Source organism: Nocardia jiangxiensis NBRC 101359 (genome assembly GCF_000308615.1).
GTDB classification, from domain to species: domain Bacteria; phylum Actinomycetota; class Actinomycetes; order Mycobacteriales; family Mycobacteriaceae; genus Nocardia; species Nocardia jiangxiensis.
Genome location: NZ_BAGB01000027.1, coordinates 37333 through 57591 on the forward strand (window position 1 = coordinate 37333; position 20259 = coordinate 57591).

At 67.3% G+C, this 20259-nt stretch carries 18 protein-coding genes; 11 read left to right on the plus strand and 7 right to left on the minus strand.

The genetic code is table 11. The annotated features are described in order from the left end of the window. Complete coding sequence (locus ON40_RS08685) at nucleotides 1-1833, minus strand: nitrite/sulfite reductase (RefSeq protein WP_040820456.1); 1833 nt, start codon at nucleotides 1831-1833, stop codon at nucleotides 1-3. A 521-nt stretch (nucleotides 1834-2354) separates the two neighbouring features. On the opposite strand from ON40_RS08685, the gene hemW reads away from it, so the two are divergent. The 6 genes from hemW to ON40_RS08715 all read left to right on the plus strand — a co-directional run bounded on the left by hemW (nucleotide 2355) and on the right by ON40_RS08715 (nucleotide 10641). Continuing rightward, a complete protein-coding gene (gene hemW / locus ON40_RS08690) occupies nucleotides 2355-3557 on the plus strand; it encodes a radical SAM family heme chaperone HemW (RefSeq protein WP_040820745.1) in 1203 nt (400 codons plus the stop codon). 169 nt (nucleotides 3558-3726) lie between these two features. Next, entirely contained in the window at nucleotides 3727-4758 is a 1032-nt protein-coding gene (hrcA, locus tag ON40_RS08695; RefSeq protein WP_040820747.1) for a heat-inducible transcriptional repressor HrcA, read from the plus strand. 69 nt (nucleotides 4759-4827) lie between these two features. Next, nucleotides 4828-5979, plus strand: a complete 1152-nt coding sequence (dnaJ, locus tag ON40_RS08700; protein ID WP_040820457.1) for a molecular chaperone DnaJ — start codon at nucleotides 4828-4830, stop codon at nucleotides 5977-5979. A gap of 16 nt (nucleotides 5980-5995) precedes the next feature. After that, entirely contained in the window at nucleotides 5996-6736 is a 741-nt protein-coding gene (locus tag ON40_RS08705) for a 16S rRNA (uracil(1498)-N(3))-methyltransferase (RefSeq protein WP_040820459.1), read from the plus strand. A 135-nt stretch (nucleotides 6737-6871) separates the two neighbouring features. Then, nucleotides 6872-8710 carry an LCP family protein gene (locus ON40_RS08710; protein ID WP_083895501.1) on the plus strand — a complete coding sequence of 613 codons (1839 nt, stop codon included), beginning with the start codon at nucleotides 6872-6874 and terminating at the stop codon, nucleotides 8708-8710. Nucleotides 8711-9099: 389 nt separating this feature from the next. Continuing rightward, on the plus strand, nucleotides 9100-10641 hold the full coding sequence (locus ON40_RS08715; RefSeq protein ID WP_051192909.1) for an LCP family protein: 1542 nt from the start codon (nucleotides 9100-9102) through the stop codon (nucleotides 10639-10641). Between the two features lie 35 nt (nucleotides 10642-10676). Here the strand turns inward: ON40_RS08715 and ON40_RS08720 are convergent, their stop codons facing one another. Next, complete coding sequence (locus tag ON40_RS08720) at nucleotides 10677-11021, minus strand: enolase-like domain-containing protein (RefSeq protein WP_040820462.1); 345 nt, start codon at nucleotides 11019-11021, stop codon at nucleotides 10677-10679. 334 nt (nucleotides 11022-11355) lie between these two features. On the opposite strand from ON40_RS08720, the gene ON40_RS08725 reads away from it, so the two are divergent. Then, the gene (locus ON40_RS08725) at nucleotides 11356-12288 is read left to right on the plus strand and encodes a TAXI family TRAP transporter solute-binding subunit (protein WP_051192910.1); all 933 of its coding nucleotides are present in this window, start codon (nucleotides 11356-11358) and stop codon (nucleotides 12286-12288) included. 4 nt (nucleotides 12289-12292) lie between these two features. On the opposite strand, the gene ON40_RS47995 is transcribed toward ON40_RS08725, so the two are convergent. The 4 genes from ON40_RS47995 to ON40_RS08740 form a co-directional block, all read right to left on the minus strand. Then, complete coding sequence (locus tag ON40_RS47995; RefSeq protein ID WP_157186235.1) at nucleotides 12293-12808, minus strand: sensor histidine kinase; 516 nt, start codon at nucleotides 12806-12808, stop codon at nucleotides 12293-12295. 50 nt (nucleotides 12809-12858) lie between these two features. Continuing rightward, the gene (locus ON40_RS48000; RefSeq protein WP_051192856.1) at nucleotides 12859-13422 is read right to left on the minus strand and encodes a HAMP domain-containing protein; all 564 of its coding nucleotides are present in this window, start codon (nucleotides 13420-13422) and stop codon (nucleotides 12859-12861) included. Between the two features lie 112 nt (nucleotides 13423-13534). Next, the gene (locus tag ON40_RS08735) at nucleotides 13535-14848 is read right to left on the minus strand and encodes an MFS transporter (protein ID WP_051192857.1); all 1314 of its coding nucleotides are present in this window, start codon (nucleotides 14846-14848) and stop codon (nucleotides 13535-13537) included. 165 nt (nucleotides 14849-15013) lie between these two features. Next, complete coding sequence (locus ON40_RS08740) at nucleotides 15014-15367, minus strand: MerR family transcriptional regulator (RefSeq protein ID WP_040820467.1); 354 nt, start codon at nucleotides 15365-15367, stop codon at nucleotides 15014-15016. 58 nt (nucleotides 15368-15425) lie between these two features. Here ON40_RS08740 and ON40_RS08745 point away from each other — a divergent pair, with 58 nt between their 5' ends. Then, entirely contained in the window at nucleotides 15426-16622 is a 1197-nt protein-coding gene (locus ON40_RS08745; protein WP_157186236.1) for an MFS transporter, read from the plus strand. Between the two features lie 305 nt (nucleotides 16623-16927). Next, nucleotides 16928-17887, plus strand: coding sequence for an acyl-ACP desaturase (locus tag ON40_RS08750; RefSeq protein WP_040820469.1), 960 nt, complete (start codon nucleotides 16928-16930; stop codon nucleotides 17885-17887). A gap of 177 nt (nucleotides 17888-18064) precedes the next feature. Here ON40_RS08750 and ON40_RS55745 read toward each other — a convergent pair whose 3' ends face one another. Further along, complete coding sequence (locus tag ON40_RS55745) at nucleotides 18065-18418, minus strand: MFS transporter (protein WP_051192859.1); 354 nt, start codon at nucleotides 18416-18418, stop codon at nucleotides 18065-18067. Between the two features lie 137 nt (nucleotides 18419-18555). Here ON40_RS55745 and ON40_RS53155 point away from each other — a divergent pair, with 137 nt between their 5' ends. Both ON40_RS53155 and ON40_RS08760 read left to right on the plus strand, forming a co-directional pair. Next, nucleotides 18556-19089 (plus strand): hypothetical protein, encoded by a 534-nt coding sequence (locus ON40_RS53155; protein ID WP_169541837.1) that lies wholly within the window; start codon nucleotides 18556-18558, stop codon nucleotides 19087-19089. A 43-nt stretch (nucleotides 19090-19132) separates the two neighbouring features. Further along, entirely contained in the window at nucleotides 19133-20215 is a 1083-nt protein-coding gene (locus ON40_RS08760) for a PhoH family protein (RefSeq protein WP_051192911.1), read from the plus strand. The last annotated feature ends 44 nt before the right edge of the window (nucleotides 20216-20259 follow it).

Sequence of the window (20259 nt, forward strand, 5' to 3'; positions counted from 1 at the left end):
TTACCGGAGGTCGGCCTCGTCGGCGCGAACCGCCCACTGCGCGAACCGCTCACCGTCGTTGCGGCTCTTGACGAAATTGCGCACCACGCGCTCGATGTAGTCGCCGAGCTCGTCGCTGGTCACCTTGTGCTGGCGCAGCTTTCGGCCGAAGGCGGCATCGAGGCCGAGGGTGCCGCCCAGATGAACCTGGAAACCCTCCACCTGATTCCCGTCGCCGTCGTCGACGAGCTGACCCTTGAAGCCGATGTCCGCGATCTGCGAGCGGCCGCAGGAGTTCGGGCAGCCGTTGATGTTGATCGTGACCGGCACATCGAGCTGGGCGTTGATATCGGCCAGCCGCTGATCCAGTTCGGGCGCGAGCACCTGGGAGCGCTTGCGGGTCTCCACGAAGGACAGCTTGCAGAACTCGATACCGCTGCAGGCCAGCAGGTTTCGCCGCCACTTGGACGGCCGCGCCTGCAGGCCCAGCGGCTCGAGCTCGGCGATCAGTTCCTCGACCTTGTCGTCGGCGACGTCGAGCACGATCAGCTTCTGGTACGGGGTGAACCGGATGCGGTCGGACCCGATCCGCTCGGTCGCCTCGGCCACCTTGGTCAGGATCGTGCCCGAGACGCGTCCGGCGATGGGGGAGAAGCCGACCGCGTTCAGTCCGTTGCGCAGCTTCTGCACGCCCACGTGGTCGATGGGCCGCACCGGAGCCTCGGGCGCCGGGCCGTCGATCAGCTTGCGCTTCAGGAACTCGTCCTCGAGCACCTGCCGGAACTTCTCGATACCCCAGTCCTTGATCAGGAACTTCAACCGCGCCTTGGTGCGCAGGCGGCGGTAGCCGTAGTCGCGGAACAGCGAGACGACCGCCTCCCACACATCGGGCACCTCCGCGAGCGGCACCCACGCGCCGACCCGCTTGGCCAGCATCGGGTTGGTGGACAGCCCGCCGCCGACCCACAGGTCGAAGCCGGGGCCGTGCTCGGGGTGCTCGACGCCGATGAACGCGACGTCGTTGATCTCGTGCACCACGTCCTGCTGGCCCGAGATCGCCGTCTTGAACTTGCGCGGGAGGTTCGAGTACTCCTTCTTGCCGACGTAGCGGCGAGTGATCTCCTCTACGGCCCAGGTGCCGTCGATGACCTCGTCCAGCGATTCACCGGCCAGCGGGGAGCCGAGCACCACGCGCGGGCAGTCGCCGCACGCCTGGGTGGTCTGCAGGCCGGTTGCCTCGATGCGCCGCCAGATCTCCGGGACGTTCTCGATCTCGATCCAGTGGTACTGCAGATTCTCCCGGTCCGAGAGATCGGCGGTGTCGCGGGCGAACTCGGTGGAGATCTCGCCGAGGGTGCGCACCTGCTCGACGTTCAGCGCGCCGCCGTCGCAGCGGACCCGCATCATGAAGTACGCGGCCTCGAGAATGTCGATGTTCTCGTCGCCGGTCCAGGTGCCGTCGTAGCCCTGCTCGCGCTGGGTGTACAGGCCCCACCAGCGGAACCGGCCGCGCAGATCGGCCTTGTCGATCGAGTCGAATCCACCCGGGGCGTAGATGTTCTCGATACGGGTGCGGACGTTGAGCGGGTGATCGTCCTTCTTGCTCTGCTCGTTCGCGTTCAGCGGCTCGCGGTAGCCCAGGGCCCACTGGCCTTCGGACTTGCGGCGCAGCGGTTTTCCGGTGCGTTCGCGCGGGCCGCTGGTCTGCTCGCCCGCGCGGGAACGCGCCCGGCGTTCGCGGGCGGCCTGTGCACGCTCGCGCGCGACTTCCTGCTCGCGCGCGAGACGCTCGGCTTCCGCCCGCGAGACGGGCTCGGATTCGGCTGTATGGCCGGCGTCGGTACTCGACGTCATAGGGTCGCTCCTGGGGGTGGTGATCAGACCTGGCGACAGGCGGGAGGGCTGCTCGCGCCTCCGGTAGTCAGCGGCCGGGACACCGCGACGGTGACGCCGGAACCGGGAACAGGGGCCGAACTACCGGAGGCTTTCCGACAGACAGCTCGCACTGCAGACACGCTTGAAGTCGACGTGGCGACGAGCCACGAGGCGCACTCCAAGTCCGGTCATGCGGTCTATTGTGCCATGTCAGCCGGGTAGTTCGGACCGACCGTCCATATTTTCCGAAGATTCGAGGGAAATTCCCTGGACGCTCGTCCCAGTTTGTGAGATGCGTCATAGATCATCCGCGCAAACACGGATCCCGACCTCCCGAATGCCGACCCCCGGGTTCGCGCGGGGCAGGGGCGGGCTCCCGGGAGATGTCCGTCACAGCCGGGTGCGCACTTCCGGATCCGGCGCGAAATCGCCCCGATCGGACGCGTGTGGAACCGGCACCCGCGCCCGGCCCCGCGGTGGCCCGGCCGCACACTGGAGGAGTGAGCCCCGCCGTCCAGCAGACCGCACTGCCCGCCCCGCCGCTGCGTGATTTCGGCGGCGGGCCGTTCGGCATCTACGTGCACGTCCCGTTCTGCGCGACGCGCTGTGGATACTGCGATTTCAACACCTACACCGCGGGCGAATTGGGCAGCTCGGCCTCACCGGAGTCCTGGCTCGACGCATTGCGCGGTGAGATGTCCACGGCCGCAGCGGCTTTCGATGCGTTGCCGAGTCGGCAGCCGCCGGTGTCGACGGTCTTCGTCGGCGGCGGGACGCCCTCGCTGCTGGGCGGGGACGGGCTGGCCGACGTACTCGAGGCCGTCCGCGCGAACTTCACCCTGGCCGCCGACGCCGAGGTGACCACGGAATCCAATCCCGAGTCCACCTCCCCGGCGTTCTTCGAGCGCCTCCGCGCCGCCGGGTACACCCGGATATCGCTGGGAATGCAGTCGGCCGCGACGCACGTCCTGCGCATTCTCGATCGCACGCACACTCCCGGCCGGCCGGTCGCCGCGGCCCGCGAGGCGCGCGAGGCCGGTTTCGACCACGTCAACCTGGATCTGATCTACGGCACCCCCGGCGAATCCGATGCCGATCTGGATGCCAGTCTCGACGCGGTGCTCGCGGCCGGAGTCGACCACGTCTCGGCGTACTCACTGATCGTCGAGGACGGTACGGCGATGGCCCGCAAGGTCCGCCGCGGTGAACTGCCCGCCCCCGACGAGGATGTGCTCGCCTCCCGCTACGAACGCATCGACGCGCGCCTGTCCGCGGCCGGTCTGCGGTGGTACGAGGTATCCAATTGGGCCGCAAGCGATTCCGGTCGTTGTAGGCACAATCTCGGCTACTGGGACGGCGGCGACTGGCTCGGCGCGGGACCGGGTGCGCACAGCCACGTGGGTGGCGTGCGCTGGTGGAATGTGAAGCATCCGGGGCGTTATGCGGAACGGATCGCCGCGGCGGCGACCCTGCCCGCCGACGGGTGGGAGGAACTCACCGATGCCGAGCGGTACACCGAACGGATCATGCTCGCCGTGCGATTGCGCTCCGGGCTGCCGGTGGCGGATCTGGATGCCGACGGGCGCGCGGCGATCGACGGGCTCGTCGCCGAAGGCTTGGTCGCACTGCGGGATCGGGTGATCGTTCTCACCGACCGCGGGCGCCTGCTGGCCGACGGAGTCGTGCGCACACTCCTGAGCTGAACCGGCTCGTCCGGGCGGCGCCGCCGTCGCCGGAACTCCGGTTGTGCCACGCCACACGGGGGATTCGGCTTTCAGGAACTAAACTGGGGGCGGATCAACCCGGGATCCGCGTGGTCGATGCTGCTCGCAGACACCGGGCGGCCCGATGGTGAACGAGGAGGTGGGCCCGATGTCGAGCACCGAGAAGCGGCGGCTCGAGGTCCTGCGCGCAATCGTCGCGGACTACATCGCGACCAAGGAGCCGATCGGGTCGAAAACACTGGTCGACAAGCACAATCTGGGCGTTTCCAGTGCGACGGTGCGCAACGATATGGCGGTGCTCGAAGCCGAGGGCTACATCACCCAGCCGCACACCAGCTCCGGCCGCATTCCCACCGACAAGGGCTATCGCCAGTTCGTCGACAACATCGCCGAGGTCAAGCCGCTCTCCCCGGCCGAACGGCGCGCGATCATGGATTTCCTGGACGGCGGCGTCGACCTGGACGACGTGCTGCGTCGCGGAGTACGCCTGCTGGCCCAGCTGACCCGCCAGGTCGCGATGGTGCAGTATCCGACGGTCTCGGCCTCCATCGTCCGGCACATCGAGGTAGTCGCACTCAATCCGGCCCGATTGCTGCTGGTGGTCATCACCGACAGCGGCCGCGTCGATCAGCGCCTGGTCGAACTGGGCGGTGTGATCGGCGACGAGGATCTGACCGCGTTGCGCGCCATGCTGGGCAAGGCGATGGACGGCAAACGCCTCTCGGCGGCCTCCGCGGCGGTCGCGGACCTGCCGGAGAATTCCCCGGCCCGCCTGCGTGACGTTCTGGTCCGGGTGTCGACGGTATTGGTCGAGACGCTGGTGGAGCATCCCGAGGAGCGGCTGGTGCTCGGCGGCACCGCCAATCTCACCCGCAACGCCAACGACTTCGGGTTCCCGGGTTCGCTGCGCGCGGTGCTCGAGGCCCTGGAGGAGCAGGTGATCGTGCTCAAGCTGCTGGCCGCCGCGCAACGTCCGGGTACCGTGACGGTGCAGATCGGCGAGGAAACACAGCTCGAGCAGATACGCGGAACCTCGGTGGTTTCCACCGGGTACGGTATGCCGGGTACCGTGCTCGGGGGCATGGGTGTGCTGGGCCCGACTCGCATGGACTATCCGGGCACGATCGCCTCGGTCGCGGCAGTCGCCCGATATATCGGCGAGGTGCTTGCCGACAGGTGAGTGCGCCGCGTGCAGAGTGCGCGATGAGATCGTGAAGCAAACGGATTCGGAACAGGACTAGAGACGCAAGTGGCACGGGACTACTACGGATTGCTCGGTGTCGGACGCAACGCGTCCGACCAGGAGATCAAGCGCGCATATCGCAAGCTGGCGCGTGAGCTGCACCCCGACGTCAACCCCGATGTGGACGCCCAGGAGCGGTTTCGCGACGTGTCGGCGGCCTACGAGGTGCTCAGCGATGCCGAGAAGCGCCGCATCGTGGACATGGGCGGCGATCCGCTCGAGTCCGGCGGCGGTCCCGGCGGGTTCTCCGGTGCGGCCGGATTCGGCGGTCTGGGCGATGTGTTCGAGGCATTCTTCGGCGGGATGAACGCCTCGGGTCCGCGTCGTCCGCGCGGACGCGTGCAGCCCGGCGCGGATTCGCTGCTGCGTACCCGGTTGTCACTGGCCGAATGCGCGGTCGGGGTCACCAAGCACCTCACCGTCGACACCGCCGTGCTGTGCGATCTGTGCCAGGGGGCGGGCACCAACGGCAACTCCAAGCCGGTCCGCTGTGAGACCTGTGGCGGCGCCGGCGAGGTGCAGACCGTGCAACGTTCGTTCCTCGGCCAGGTGATGACCTCCCGGCCGTGCCCGACCTGCCGCGGCGCGGGGGAGACCATTCCCGATCCGTGCCGCAAGTGCGGCGGCGATGGCCGGGTCCGCTCGCGCCGCGAGATCGCCGCGCCGATTCCCGCGGGCGTGGCCAACGGCATGCGCGTGCGGTTGGCCGCACAGGGTGAGGTCGGCCCCGGCGGCGGCCCGGCCGGAGATCTGTACGTGGAGATCGTCGAACAGCCGCACGACATGTTCGTCCGCGACGGTGACGATCTGCACTGCACCATCCGCGTGCCCATGGTCGATGCCGCGCTGGGCGCGACCGTGGTGGTCGACACGGTTCTCGACGGCCCGACCGAGCTGACCATTCCGGCCGGAACGCAGCCGGGCGAGGTCTCGGTGTTGCGCGCGCACGGTATGCCCAAGCTGCGTTCGAGCGCCCGCGGCGACATGATCGCGCACCTGGACATCGTGGTGCCCACCAAGCTCGATGCCAAGCAGTCCGATCTGCTGCGCAAGTACAAGGCCATGCGCAACGGTGAACGCACCGAGGTGCTTTCGGCCCAATCCGAGCACAACAGCGGTCTGTTCGCGCGCCTGCGCGCCTCGTTCAGCGGTCGCTGACTTCGGCGGAATCACAGTGGCGGCAACGGTTTTCTATCTCGACGAGATTCCCGAGCCGGGTGGTATCGCGATCCTGGCCGGGCCCGAAGGGCGCCATGCGGCGACCGTGCGACGCATCCGGGTCGGCGAGCCGATCACGCTGTCCGACGGCGCCGGTGTGCTCGCGTCGTCGGAAGTCGTTGCGGCACAGAAGGATCGACTCGAACTGCGGGTACTCGACCGGATTCTCGCGGCGCCGGTCGCGCCGCCGGTCACGGTGGTGCAGGCGCTGCCCAAATCCGATCGCTCGGAGCTGGCGGTGGAACTGATGACCGAGGCGGGCGCCGACGTCGTCGTGCCGTGGCAGGCCGCGCGGTGCGTCGCGAACTGGGAAGGCAAGGCGCGCAAGGGCGTCGACAAATGGCGCGCCGCGGCGCGCTCGGCGGCGCGGCAGTCCCGCCGGGCCTTCATCCCGGAGATCGCCGAGCTGTATCGTACGTCCGATGTGCTGGCGCTCGTGCGGGAAACCAAGGCGGACAACGGGATCGTTGTCGCGCTGCACGAATCGGGCACGGCCCGTTTCGTTTCCCTGCCGTTGGCCTCCGCATCGCGGATCGTCCTCATCGTCGGGCCCGAAGGCGGCCTGGACGATGCCGAACTCACCGCGCTCGCCGATGCGGGCGCGGATATCGCACTGCTCGGTCCGACCGTGCTGCGTACCTCGACCGCAGCCGCGGTCGCGCTGGGTGCGCTGGGTGCACTGACTTCCAGGTGGTAGAGCAATCATTTCTTGTGTTGGCGCGCAAGCGCTTCGATCGCGTCGTCATGTCCCGCACCGGTTGCCGGTGATCAATTCCACGTCCGAAGTCGTTCGCCTGGCGAACTTCGGGCGCCGACCCTATATTCGGTCCGTATGAGTTCTGAAGGGGGCCATCGGCGGAAGGAGCCGGACGGTCCGAGTACCGAGCGGTTGCCGCATGGCACTCAGCCGCGCCTGTCGCGCGTGGCGAAGGCGCGCGCATCGCGGGCCGACAGAGCTCGGACCGCGCCGCCGGCTCGGGAGAGCCGTTCGCAGGCCCGCGAATCCGAGTTGCGTGCGTCACAGTCGGACGAGTCGAAGACCGAAGTGGCACAGCCGGATCCGGACGCCGCCACGACGCTGCTGCGGCCGCGTCGGCACACCCGCCGCCCGGTGCGCCGTCAGCGCACCCCCAAGGCGGTGGTCGCGGGCCGCACCCTGATCGCGCTGGTGTCGGTGCTGGTGCTGGTCGGCACCGGTGCCGCGTGGCGGATCTACGATCACGCGGTCAAGGGCGTCATCACCTCCAACGCCATCAGCGACGGCCCCAAATCCGTTGGCCAGGACCAGAACATCCTGCTGATGGGTCTGGACAGCCGTAAGGACGAGCACGGCAATCCGCTGCCGCAGGCCATGTACAACGCCCTGCACGCCGGTGACAACGACAACGGCGGCATGAACTCGAACGTGTTGATGCTGATCCACATTCCGGGTGACGGCTCCAAGTCCACGGCGATCTCCATCCCGCGTGACGACTATGTGACCCTGGATCCGGCCGCGTGCGACGGTGATCTCTGCAAGGGCAAGATCAAGGAGGCGTACGGCCGCACCTACGGCGCCGTGCTGGGCAAGCAGGCCCAAGGAGATCCGGACGCGGAGACCAAGGCTCGTGACGCCGGTCGCAAGGCCGAGCTCAAAACGGTGAGCAAATTCCTGGGCGATGTCCCGATCGACCACTTCGTGGAGATCACCATGGCGGCCTTCTTCGAGATCGCCGAGCAGGTGCAGCCGATCACTGTGTGCCTGAACGAGAATACGCACGACACGTTCTCCGGCGCGAGATTCGTCAAGGGTCAGCAGCAGATCAATGCTTCGCAGGCAATGGCTTTCGTGCGGCAGCGTCGTGATCCGGACGAGTCGCTGAACTTCACCGATATGGACCGCACCCGTCGGCAGCAGGCGTTCGTCGTGTCGCTGGTGGCCAAATTGAAGACCAGCGGAACGCTGTCCAGTCCGACCACCCTGATGGGGCTGCTCAAGGTCGCCCAGCAGAACATGGCCGTGGACAGCGGTCTGGACCTGGGCAAGTTCGCCGGGCAGGCGTCGTCGTTGATGAGTGGTGGACTGACGCTGTACACCCTGCCGGTCAAGGACTTCAAGGTCATCGATGGCGAGGACACCAGCATCGTCGACCTGGACCTGATCCACTCCTATGTGAAGAATCTGCTGTACCCGCCCAAGCCCGGCGCGGCCTCCACGAGCGCCAGCGCGAGCCCGGCGACCACGAACATCCCGTCCGCGACCGGAGTGACCGCGAACGTGGTGAACAGTTCGGGCAAGAACGGTCTGGGTGGAAATCTCGAAAAGGCGCTCGCCGGTCGTGGTTTCACGCAGGGTGTGGCGAGCACGGGCTACACGCGCAGCGCCAGCACGCTGCTGTACGGCTCGGGTGCCGAGCAGGCGGCCACCGCGCTGGCCGGGCAGTTGGGGCTGACCGCGACCAAGTCGTCGGCGATCAGTGCGCAGTCGATTCAGCTGACCGTCGGCACGGAACTGGCCGGCAGCAGCTCGATCACCAGCATGGCGGGCACGTCGAGTGACGACTCCAGCGAAACCCCCACCTCCACGACTCCGCCGCCACCGCCGGTGTCGGCGACGAACGTCGGCACGAACTCCCCGGCACCGACCGACATGTCGAGCATGAAGGGCAGTGGTATCCCCTGCGTCAAGTGATTCCGCTCACAGAGCGGAGGGGGTGATCCCGCCGGAACCGGCCGCTTCTCGGGTGCGGTGAGTTCGGCCTCGGGCCGGTAACCCGCGCATTTCGCCAGCCGCGATTTCGCAGCCTATATTCGGTCCGTATGACCTATGAAGGGGAGCGTCGGCGGCGAGATCCCGACGGTCCGAGTACCGAGCGGTTGCCGCACGGCACCCAACCGCGGTCGTCGCGTGAGCCGGAGGCTCCTACGTCGCGCGGCGATCGGTCACGTGCTGGGAAGCAGGCTGGTGGCAGCCGCTCGGCAGAGGGGACACAGTCGGAGGCGGCGCAGTCGGCCGCGTCGGCGTGGCCGCGTCGTCCTGCGCGTCCTCCGGTGCGGCGTCGGCGCAACCGCAAGGCGGCGATGGCCGGACGTACGCTCATCGCGCTGGTCTCCACCCTGGTTCTGGTCGGTACGGGCGCGGCGTGGCGGGTCTACGACCACGCGATCAAGGGGGTCACGACCTCCGATGCGATCAGCGACGGCCCCAAATCGGTGGGCCAGGAACAGAACATCCTCATCATGGGCCTGGACAGCCGCCTGGACGAACACGGCAATCCGCTGCCGCAGGACATGTACAACGCCCTGCACGCCGGTGACGACAGCGTCGTCGGCATGAACTCGAATGTGTTGATGCTGATCCACATTCCGGGTGACGGCTCCAAATCCACGGCCATCTCGATTCCCCGCGACGACTACGTCACCCTGGATCCGGCCTCGTGCGGCGGTGACATCTGCAAGGGCAAGATCAAGGAGGCGTACGGTCGCGCCTACTTCGCGGCGAAGCAGAAGTACGAGGGCACCATCAAGAGCTCGGAGGCACTGGATGCCAAGGCTCGTGACGCGGGGCGCAAGGCCGAGGCCAGTACGGTCACCAAATTCCTCGGCGACGTGCCGATCGACCATTTCGTGGAGGTCACGCTCGCGGCCTTCTTCCAGGTGGCCCAGGCGGTGCAGCCGATCACGGTGTGCCTGAACGAGCGGACGCAGGACAAGTTCTCCGGCGCGGATTTCGTGAAGGGCCCACAGCAGATCAACGCTTCGCAGGCAATGGCTTTCGTGCGGCAGCGTCGTGATCCGGACGAGTCGCTGAACTTCACCGATCTGGACCGGACCCGTCGTCAGCAGGCGTTCATCGTGTCGCTGGCGAGCAAATTGCAGAGCAGCGGAACGATGTCGAGTCCCGGCAAGTTGATGAATCTGCTCGGCGTCGCGCAGCAGAACATGGCCGTGGACAGCGGTCTGGATCTGGGCAAATTCGCCGCGCAGGCGTCCTCGCTGATGTCCGGCGGGCTGACGTTGTTCACGCTGCCGGTCGACGATTTCGGCAACGATCCGAGCAACGGCGAGGCCATCAACATCGTCGATACGGACAAGATCCACGCGTATGTGAAGAATCTGCTGAACCCGCCCAAGCCCGGGGCCGCCACCACGACCACCGCACCGCCGACCACCACCGCGATCTCCTCGGCCGCCGGGATCGTGCTGAACGTGGTGAACAGTTCGGGTAAGAACGGCCTGGGCGGCAGTCTGGAAAAGGCGCTCGCCGACCGGGGATTCACGCAGGGTGAGGCGATCACCGGTACCGCGCGCAGCTCCAGCACACTGCTCTACGGCTCGGGTGCGGAGCAGGCCGCCACCGCGCTGGCCGGGCAGTTGGGCCTGACCGCGACCAAGTCGTCGGCGATCAGTTCGCAGTCGATTCAGCTGACCGTGGGAACGGAGCTGGCCGGAAGCGACTCCCTGACCAAGATGGTGGGCGTGACCGGCGATGGTTCCTCCGAAACCCCCACATCGACGACGCCGCCTCCGCCGCCGGTCTCGGCGACGAACCTCGGCGCGAAGGCCCCGGCGCCGACCGACCTGTCCAGCATGAACGGCAGCGGTGTCCCCTGTGTGAAGTGAGTGTGCCCGAACACCGCACCGGCGGTGCGGTGCGGCTAGGCCGGTGCGGAGGATCCCGAGGCCTGCGGTGCGGACCCGTCGCGCAGGAGGGTCGAACGGGCCGCGAGCAACCACATCAGGTCCTCCAGGCTCAGTCCCAGCTCGGTCACTCGGATCCGGGCGAATTCCAGGTCGAGTGAATCGACCGGCGATTCCAGTGCGAGTAGAACCATCTCGGCCAATTCCATGCAGGTCAGCGCCTGCTTCTCGGTCAGCCGGACCTCGGGCGGGAGGAACGATACGATCCATTTCCCCTGGTCGTCGCCCGGGATGTCGACCCGGAAGGCCACTTCGTCCACGATATCGCTGCTGATCAGCCAATCGGCTGGTTGAACCGGCATTGCTCTCACCCCCGTTCTTGCCCCGCATCCGATGCGGTGCGCTCCAATTGTGGAGTACCCGGTGATGCTCCCGCCAATGCTTTCTGGTTCGCGCGGAGTTTGCGGAACCCGATCGCCGCGCTCGGGAGATCCGGATCCCGGCCGCACTCCCGCGTCGGGGCCATCGACACCCGATAGGGAACGGCGTGGATCGGCGCTGCCGGTCGGTGCCGGTGATCAGGCCGAGGGGGAGACCACCGGCACCGTGAGAGCGATCTTGCCCCGATCGGGTGTGGGATAGGGCCGAATCGCGAATCATGCAGAATCGGACGGGTCGAAGGAGTGCGCGGTGAAGATGAGTCGGCGGTCGTTGCTCTGGTCGGCGGCTGTCCTGCCGGTGGCGGCAGGGTGTGCGGCCGGGCCGGATCGGGTGCGGCTGACGCTGGCGACCGGACTGGCGGGTGGGCCGTACGAGACGTTCGGTCGACGGCTTGCCGACGAATTGCAGCGCAACGTCAGCGGTTTGACGGTCCCGGTGCTCAATACCTCGGCGAGCGTGCAGAATCTGCGATTGATCGGCTCTCGTGACGCGGATCTGGCTCTGGCACTGGGGGATTGCGCCGCAGATGGTTTCGCCGGTACCAGCCCATTCACGTCGCCGGTGCCCGTGGCGGCGCTGGCGCGGCTCTATCTGAACTACACGTTGCTGGTGGCGGCGAACGGGCCGTACCTTCAGGTCGCCGATCTGGCCGGGCGCAGGGTGGCGCTGGGCGCCGAGAATTCCGGCACCGCGGTGCTCGGCGAGCGGATCCTGACCGCCGCCGGACTGGCCGAGCCCGCCGCGACCCGGTATCTGGGCACCGACGGCGCCATCGACGCACTCGCCCGGCGGGAGATCGATGCGTTCTTCTTCTCCGGCGGTGTGCCGATCGACGTGTTCACCGCGCTGTCCCGGTACGCGCCGATCCGCCTGCTGCCGTTGAACGGCCTGGCTGCCGGGCTGCGCCGGGACTACGGACCCACCTACACCGACGTGGTGATCCCCGCCGGAATCTACGGCCAGCGTACCGAGGTGCCCACCATCGGCGTACCGAGTTACCTTGTGGCACATCGCGATCTGCCCGAGGATCCGGCCTTCCGGGTGACCCGGGCGATCTTCGCCGCCCGGGATCGGCTGCCCGGTCCGGAGACGCCCGGGGCCTACCTGGACGAGCGGTTCGCCATCGGCACGGGCACGGTCCCACTGCATCCGGGGGCGCAGCGGTACTACCGATCGGTGTACGGCTGAGCGTTTACAACTCTTGCAGCGACGGCTCGAGGGTGACGGTCAAGCCGTGCGGGGTGGCGGAGGCGAGGCTCAGGCGGCCGTGCGCGGCGGTGGCCAGCTCGTCGGCGATGGCCAGGCCCAGGCCGCTGCCGTCGATGTTGGCGTGCCGGGTGGAACGCCAGAAGCGTTGGCGCGCAAAGGCTATCTCGTCCCCGGGCAGACCGGGGCCGTTGTCGGTGATGGACAGCCGGGCGCTGGGACCGGCGGCGGTCAGCGTCACCGTCACTCGGCCGCCCGGTTCGGTGAACTTCAGCGCGTTGTCGATGGCGATATCGGCGACCCGGCCCGCGGTCTCCGGCGGGCATACCGCGCGCAGCTGCGGCGGCAACTCGGTCAGCAGGGTGATGGTGGCGGCGGTCGCGACCTCCTGCCAGGTTCGCAGGCGCGGTTCCAGTTCGCCGACCAGATCGACGGGTTCGGCGAGGACGGTCCCCGATTCGATGCGGGCCAGGGCGAGCAGATCGTCGAGTAGCGTCGTCATCCGATCCATCTCCTCCAGCGCCTGCTCGTAAGCCGTTGTGCCGGAACCGATCAGGTGCGGCGCAGATTCTCCAGTCGCAGCGACAGCACGGCCAGCGGTGTCCGCAGTTCGTGGGAGGCGTCCGAGACGAAGGCTCGCTGCCGATCCAGTGCGTCGGTCACGGCGTCGGCCATCGCGTTGAAACGTTGTTCCAGCTGGCGCAATTCGGGTGGGCCGAGGATCGGCGCGCGGGCGGACAGACGGCCCGCGGTGATCGCCGCGGTCGCCGAATCCAGTTCGGCCACCGGTCGCAGTATCCAGCGGGCCAGCCATCGCGCGGCCACGGTGGCGAGCAGGAAGGCGAGCAGTGCCGCGGTGGTCAGCGCGAGCCAGACCGCCGCGACCGCGTGCCGCGCCGCGGTCGTGGGCGTTACCAGCAGCACGGTGCCCAGCACCTGTGCGTCGCGGCCGACCGGTTCCGCGATCACCGCTCGGACCGGGCCGACCGGCGTGATCATGGTGAGATTCTCGGTGGTCCGGCCCAGCCGGGCCCCGCGCGCGACCTCCTCGGCCCCGGCGGGCAGCGAGATGCCCGCGCAGGTCAGCACCACGCCGGTGTTCGAGCGGACCTGCACCGTCGCGTCGTAGAGGTCGGCGTAGATGACCGCGGCCGGACAGTGCGGTGGTCAAGGCGTCGGCGAACCGATCGTCGTCCTCGACCAGCAGCACTTTCATCGTCGCGACAGACTACGCGTCGACCTGCTCCGATGTCCGGTCCCGATGGAAAAATGCCACGTTCCGGGTCTCCCGCATCGCAATGTAGACGACCAGCGAGATCGCACAGCATCCCGAGGCGTACCAGAAGAACGCCGATTCGATCCCGGCGTGCTTGAACCACAGCCCCACGTATTCGGCGCTGCCGCCGAACAGTGCGTTGGCGATCGCGTAGGGCAGCGCGACACCGAGGGTGCGGACGGCGGTGGGGAACAATTCGGTCTTCACCACGCCGCTGATCGAGGTGTATCCGGTGATGATCACCAGGCCGACCACCATCAGCACCAGCGCGTCCCCGAAACCGTGCACACTCCGGAGCGCGGTCATCAGCGGCACGGTGCCCAGGGTCGAGGTCACGCCGAAGAAGATCAGCAGCGGGCGACGTCCGATCCGGTCCGACAGCGCCCCGGCCAGCGGTTGCAGGAAGATGAACACCACGATGGCGCAGAAGCTGACCAGGGCCGCGGTGTCCTTGCTGAGCCCGGCGGTGTTGGACAGGTACTTCGTCATGTAGGTGGAATACATGTAGTCGCACAGCGTGCCGCCCATGCTGAATCCGACCACCAGCAGGAATTCCCGCTTGTAGGTGAACAGGGCGCGCAGCGTGCCGCGCTCGCGCCTGGCCGTGTCGTCCTGGTCGAACGCCTCGGTCTCGAGCATCTTGCGCCGCATGTAGTAGATACCGGCCGCGGCGAAAGCGCCGAAGACGAACGGGATGCGCCAGCCCCAGAAGTGCAGGGTGTGGTCCGACATCGAGTGCTGCAGGATGATCTGCATCGCGAGCCCGAACAACTGCCCGACCTTCATGAACACCATCTGGAAGCTGGAGAGGAAGCCCCGCTTGCCGGGCTTGGACGCCTCGCTCAGATAGGCCGCGCTGGCCGCGTATTCGCCACCGATCGACAGCCCCTGCAACAACCGCGCCAACAGCAGCACCAGTGCGCCGAAGTAGCCGACCCGCGCATAGGTGGGCGCGACGGCGATCAGCAGGGCACTGGCCGTCATCATCGTCACGCTGGTGGTCAGCGCCGCCTTGCGCCCCTTCCGGTCGCCGAGCCGCCCGAGCAGCCAGCCGCCGACCGGCCGCATGAAGAACCCGACCGCGAAAATCCCTGCGGTATTGAGCAATTGGGCCGTCGGATTGCCCTTCGGGAAGAACGCCGAGGCGAAGTACACGGAAAAAGTCGAATAAACGAACCAGTCGTACCACTCGATCAGGTTCCCGATCGAACCACCGATCAACGCCGTCCAGACATTGCGCGCCGTCGGCGCACCAGTCGTGGCCATCCATGCCTCCTCGATAAGCCCGCGCTCACGTCTCCGCGGGTCACCGAAGGGTCGTCGGTCCGGTCCCACCACCACAGCGAACCCGCCCCGGATCTAACCCGGGGTTAACGTCCGGCCGCGCTCGGCGAGGATGACTGCGCTCAGGACGGAGTCATGCGCCGACGCTCACCCCGCTGCGCGGTCGAGGTAGGCGTTGACGGTGTCTCGGCTTCGGGTCAGGCAGGCTATCTTGTCTTCGAGGTTGGTCAGTTCCGCTCGTAGGAGTGCGGCGAATTCGCTGTCGCATGCCTCGGTCCAGTCGTCGGGGCGGTCCTGCGCGGACAGGACGACGCGGATCAGCCTGGTCGGCAGGCCCGATCGGATGAGGCTGGAGATGGTTCGGGCGCGTTCGATATCGCTGCGCTGGAAGTAGCGGTAGCCGTTCGAGCCTCGCTCGGATCGCAGCAGGTCCTGGGATTCGTAGTAGCGCAGCATCCGGGTGGAGATTCCGGTGTGCTCCGCGAGTTCGCCGATCTTCATCGTGGGCTCGAACTTCCTCTTGACTTTGACACCTATGTCAAAGTTTACGTTCTCGGATGTGAACAGATCGAAAGACTTCCTGATACCTCTGGTGGCGCTCGCCGGGGCGAGTTTCACGACGGTCAGCGCCGAGATGATGCCTGCCGGAGTCCTGGATTCCATGAGTTCGTCCCTCTCGGTCGACGTGTCGACGGCCGGGCTGCTCGTGACCGGGTGGGCGGGCACCATCGCACTGACCGGAATTCCGTTGGTGCGCTTGACGATGCGCTGGTCTCGCAAGTCGGTGGTGCTCGCGAGCCTCGGCGTCATGGCGGCTGCGAATCTCGCCACGGCACTGGCGCCTACGTATGCGATCGCGCTGATCGCGCGGATGGTCGCCGCGGGCGCGCACGGCTTGTTCTGGGCCGTGGTGGTCGCCTACGGCGCTTCGCTGGTTCCGCCCGAGCGGGTCGGGCGCGCCCTGTCGATCGTCCTGGCCGGACCTACCATCGCGGGCCTGGTCGGTGTGCCCCTGGGAACCCAGGTGGCGCATCAGATCGGCTGGCGGGTGACTTTCGCCGCGCTCGCTGGACTGTGCGTGCTCTGTGTGGCGGTGATCGGAATCCTGGTGCCGCCGGTTGGCGACGGCGCGTCCCGGCCCGAGCCCGAGCGGTGGGACCGTTCGGCCAGGTCGGTTCTGCTGGTGGCCGGCGGCGGATTCTTCTCTCTCATAGGGTATTACGCCGTATTCACCTTCGTCGTGCCCGTCAGCGCCGCTGCCGGGATCGGTGGCGCAGCGATGCCGGGAGTGTTGCTCGCCAGCGGGATCGGTGGTTTCGCCGGAGTTATCGTCGCGGGCCGGATCGGTGACCGCTGGCCCACGGGAGCTCTGCCGGTGACCGCGCTCGCGCTGGCCGTCGTCACTGCGGGAATGGGAATGCCCGGTGGCCCAATCGTTTACGTCGTCCTGGTCACGTTGTGGGGTGTGCTGATCGGGGTGCTGCCCGTCGTCCTGCAGGCTCGTGTCATGCGGGTGGCCTCCGAGCGGTTCCGCAACACCGCGGGCAGCATCCTGATCACGGTGCTCAACCTCGGCATCGGCCTCGGTGCGGGGCTCGGCAGCCTGACCTCTTCCCTGGGTCTGGTGGGATTCCTGCCGGTGATCGCCGCAGTCGTCGCGATGTTCGCGCTCGCCCCACTGGCAGTACTGCGCTCGGGAACTCGCGAAGATCCCTCCGAGAGTGCTGCGGCTCGGGAGTTGCGGCATGCCGAGTAGCTGTTTCGCAGCTCGATGCGGACAGTTAGCTGGACATCGGCTCGATGCTCGCCCTAAGCTTTTGCCCGCGTTCGTGTCACACGGTAGTTCATACCGTCGAAGCTGTATCCGCCCAGCCGGAGATGGCTCGGCAGCCTGTATGAAGGTGATCGGTCGGTCGGCTCGTGTCCCGATCTCCTGACTACTGACGGGTGTCTCGACCGCCGACGGCTGTTGCGTCGATCTTTGCGGGGGGTTTCCCTCGGCTGGCAATGAAACCCAGGGCAGATCGTTAAACTGTTGATCGTGACGTCGAAAGGGATTGTATGGCAAGGGATTTGACGCAGCTGGAGATGCTCCGCGAGTTGGAGCCCGCAGTTGCGCAGAACCTGGATCGGCATCTGGGCATCGCCAAGGACTGGTATCCGCACGATTACGTTCCGTGGGACGAGGGCCGCAACTTCGGCGCCATGGACGGAATCGACTGGGAGCCTGGACAGTCGCGATTGTCCGAAGTGGCCAAGGTTGCCATGATCACCAATCTGCTCACCGAGGACAATCTGCCCTCCTATCACCGGACCATCTCCGAGAATTTCTCGAGTGACGGCGCATGGGGCACCTGGGTCGGTCGCTGGACCGCCGAGGAGAACCGCCACGCGATCGCGATGCGTGACTATCTCGTCGTCACCCGTGGCGTCGATCCGGTGGCGTTGGAGAACGACCGCATGGTGCACATGACCCGCGGAGTGCACGCGCCCGCCGAATTCGGCGGCGTGCTCGACCAGGTCGCCTACGTCACCGTTCAGGAATTGGCCACCCGGGTCAGCCATCGCACGACCGGCCGGGTGTGCGATGACCCGATCGCCGAGAACATGCTCACCCGAATCGCCGCCGACGAGAACCTGCACATGGTCTTCTACCGCAACCTGTGCGCCACGGCTCTGGACCTTGCCCCCGACCAGAGCATGGAGGCGATCACCAAGGTGATCAAGCACTTCAAGATGCCGGGCGAGGGAATGCCGAACTGGCGTCGCAACGGCGTACTGATGGTCAAACACGGCATCTACGACCTGCGCCAGCACCTCGACGAAGTGCTCAACCCGGTCCTGCGAGCCTGGAATATCTTCGGCCGCAACGATTTCACCGCTCGTGGCGAGCGCAGCCGCGAGGAGCTCGCGGAGTACATGGACAAACTCGGCCGCGACGTCATCCGTTTCGAGGAGCAGCGCGCGCGGATCCTGGCCCGCGAAGCCGCGAAGGCCGGAGACCCGGCGATGTCCGTATGATATCGCCGAACCGCGATGCAGTGCCCGCCCTGTTCCGGGCGGGCACTGCACACTGCTGACCGGCGTGCGGTCGTGACCAGGCCGGTGATCAGCGCACCAGAGACGAATCAGCCCATCAGGACGAAGGCGAGCCCGAACAGGGCCAGCAGCCGGGGATTTCGCAGATGACCGGCGAAATCAGCTGCCAGAGAACGTAATCCGAGCGGTTGTGAGGTGAATCTGCGTGACGCGGGGCAGGGTTCGGGCGAACCATGTCGCGCCCAGCGTCGCCGCCACGCCGACCGCGGCCGCGGCCCAGCGCCACGACTCGGCTTCGAGGGTGAACGACGGAATCAACCGTCCCGCGAGGCCACCCAGTGTCGTACCGGAGATGTAGACGCCCATCGCGGTACCCAGCCCGCCCGCACCGATCTCCTCGGCGAGATACGCCATGGCGACCGCGGGAACTCCGGCCAGGGCAACGCCCTGCAACGCGCGGCCGGTCAACAGGACCTCCAGCGTCGGGCTGAACGGGAGCAGCAGGCCGATCACGCTCGCGGTCGGCGCCGAGCCGGATCATCACCCGGGTGCGCCCGAACCGGCTGGACAGCACGCCCGCCGGGATGATCGCGAGCGCCAGCAGACCGGTGGTCAGGGAGACCGACAGCGCCGCGTGGGCCGGAGTCGCCGTGAACGCCGCCGACAGGCTGGGCAGCAACGCCCGCGTGCTGTACATCGAGGCGAAGGTGGTCAGGCCCGCGGCGAACAGCGCGATCGTGATGCGGCGTTCGTGGCGTGCGGTGGCATATGGGCGCACCGGCGCGGCCGGACTGGGGAGCGCATTCGGGCGATCGTGTCGATCCGTCTCGATCGGCCTGGCGACGGTATCGATGGAGGTCGAGGCAGCGGTATCGGTGGCGGATCCTGCTCGATCAGTAAAGGTCGGTGACGGGAGGCCATTCGTGCAGCGTGACGATTTGCACTGGTTTCTGATGCTGCCCGAACTCGAGCACGTCGGCCGCGCCCTCGGATGCGGTGCGGGTGTTTCGCGACTTCGCCATGGGCCGGGCGCAGCGGGCCGGCTGAGGCGCTCGCATCAGCGCAGGCCGGGCCGGTGCCGCGGCGTCGTCGGCCACGGGCTCGTGACCTGCTGGTCGTGGTCTATTCACTGGGCTGTGTCGGTGCTCGGCTGTAAACTTTCATCACAACCAGTGATGTTCTAGACCGGAAAGCAGGCCATAGGCACTTTTGAGAACACCAGGTGAAATAGGCGACCCGACTACTCCCACCGCCGGGGGCGGCGGCAACGGTACCGGACCGGCTGCGCGGACCGCGCGCTCCAGCATCGAACTCGCCCCGGAATCCGTCTTCGGCTTCCTCGGTTCGGCCGACGAGAACCTGCGTGAACTCGAACGCCTCCTCGATGCCGACATCCATGTCCGCGGCAATGCCGTGACGCTCACCGGCCGGGCCGCCGACGTCGCCCTGGCCGAGCGGGTGATCGAACAGCTCGTGGCGCTGACCGGGCGCAATCGGGTGGTCACGCCCGAAGCCGTGCGGCACACCTACGCGATGCTCACCGAGGGGTCCTCGGACTCTCCGGCCGAGGTGCTGAGCCTGGACATCCTGTCCCGCCGCGGCAAGACCATCCGTCCCAAGACGCTGAACCAGAAGCGCTACGTCGATGCCATCGACGAGCACACCGTCGTATTCGGCATCGGCCCGGCCGGTACCGGGAAGACGTATCTGGCGGTCGCCAAGGCGGTGCAGGCGCTGCAGAACAAGCAGATCAGCCGGATCATCCTGACCCGGCCCGCGGTCGAGGCGGGTGAGCGGCTCGGCTTCCTGCCCGGCACGCTGAACGAGAAGATCGACCCGTATCTGCGCCCGCTGTACGACTCGCTGCACGACATGATGGATCCGGAGTCGATCCCGAAGCTCATGCAGTCCGGAGTCATCGAGGTCGCGCCGCTGGCCTATATGCGTGGTCGCACGCTCAACGATTCGTTCATCATCCTGGACGAGGCGCAGAACACCACGCCCGAACAGATGAAGATGTTCCTGACCAGGCTCGGCTTCGGTTCCAAGATCGTGGTCACCGGCGATGTCACCCAGGTCGACCTGCCCGGCGGCACCCGATCCGGCCTGCGCGTGGTCAGCGACATCCTCACCGACGTCGAGGACATCCACTTCGCCCAGCTCACCTCGAGCGACGTGGTACGACACCGCTTGGTCGCCGACATCGTCGACGCCTACGAGCGTTACGAGGCCGACCGCCCGGCAGTGGCGGCCCCGCACTACCCGGGCAACCGGGCACAGCGGCGTGCCGCGGAGCGCTCGCGGCGCTGAGCCGAGCACGACCGGCGGGAGGCCGGAGCCGAGTCGGCTTCGCT

Excerpts from the sequence above, each read along its gene's own strand:
- ON40_RS08740 (WP_040820467.1), bottom strand. The coding sequence starts at position 15,367 with ATGAAGATCGGCGAACTCGCGGAGCACACCGGAATCTCCACCCGGATG.
- ON40_RS08710 (WP_083895501.1), top strand. The coding sequence starts at position 6,872 with ATGAGTTCTGAAGGGGGCCATCGGCGGAAGGAGCCGGACGGTCCGAGT.
- ON40_RS08725 (WP_051192910.1), top strand. The coding sequence starts at position 11,356 with ATGAGTCGGCGGTCGTTGCTCTGGTCGGCGGCTGTCCTGCCGGTGGCG.
- ON40_RS08720 (WP_040820462.1), bottom strand. The coding sequence starts at position 11,021 with ATGCCGGTTCAACCAGCCGATTGGCTGATCAGCAGCGATATCGTGGAC.
- ON40_RS08715 (WP_051192909.1), top strand. The coding sequence starts at position 9,100 with ATGGCCGGACGTACGCTCATCGCGCTGGTCTCCACCCTGGTTCTGGTC.
- ON40_RS08750 (WP_040820469.1), top strand. The coding sequence starts at position 16,928 with ATGGCAAGGGATTTGACGCAGCTGGAGATGCTCCGCGAGTTGGAGCCC.
- hrcA (WP_040820747.1), top strand. The coding sequence starts at position 3,727 with ATGTCGAGCACCGAGAAGCGGCGGCTCGAGGTCCTGCGCGCAATCGTC.
- ON40_RS08735 (WP_051192857.1), bottom strand. The coding sequence starts at position 14,848 with ATGGCCACGACTGGTGCGCCGACGGCGCGCAATGTCTGGACGGCGTTG.
- ON40_RS47995 (WP_157186235.1), bottom strand. The coding sequence starts at position 12,808 with ATGACGACGCTACTCGACGATCTGCTCGCCCTGGCCCGCATCGAATCG.
- ON40_RS08685 (WP_040820456.1), bottom strand. The coding sequence starts at position 1,833 with ATGACGTCGAGTACCGACGCCGGCCATACAGCCGAATCCGAGCCCGTC.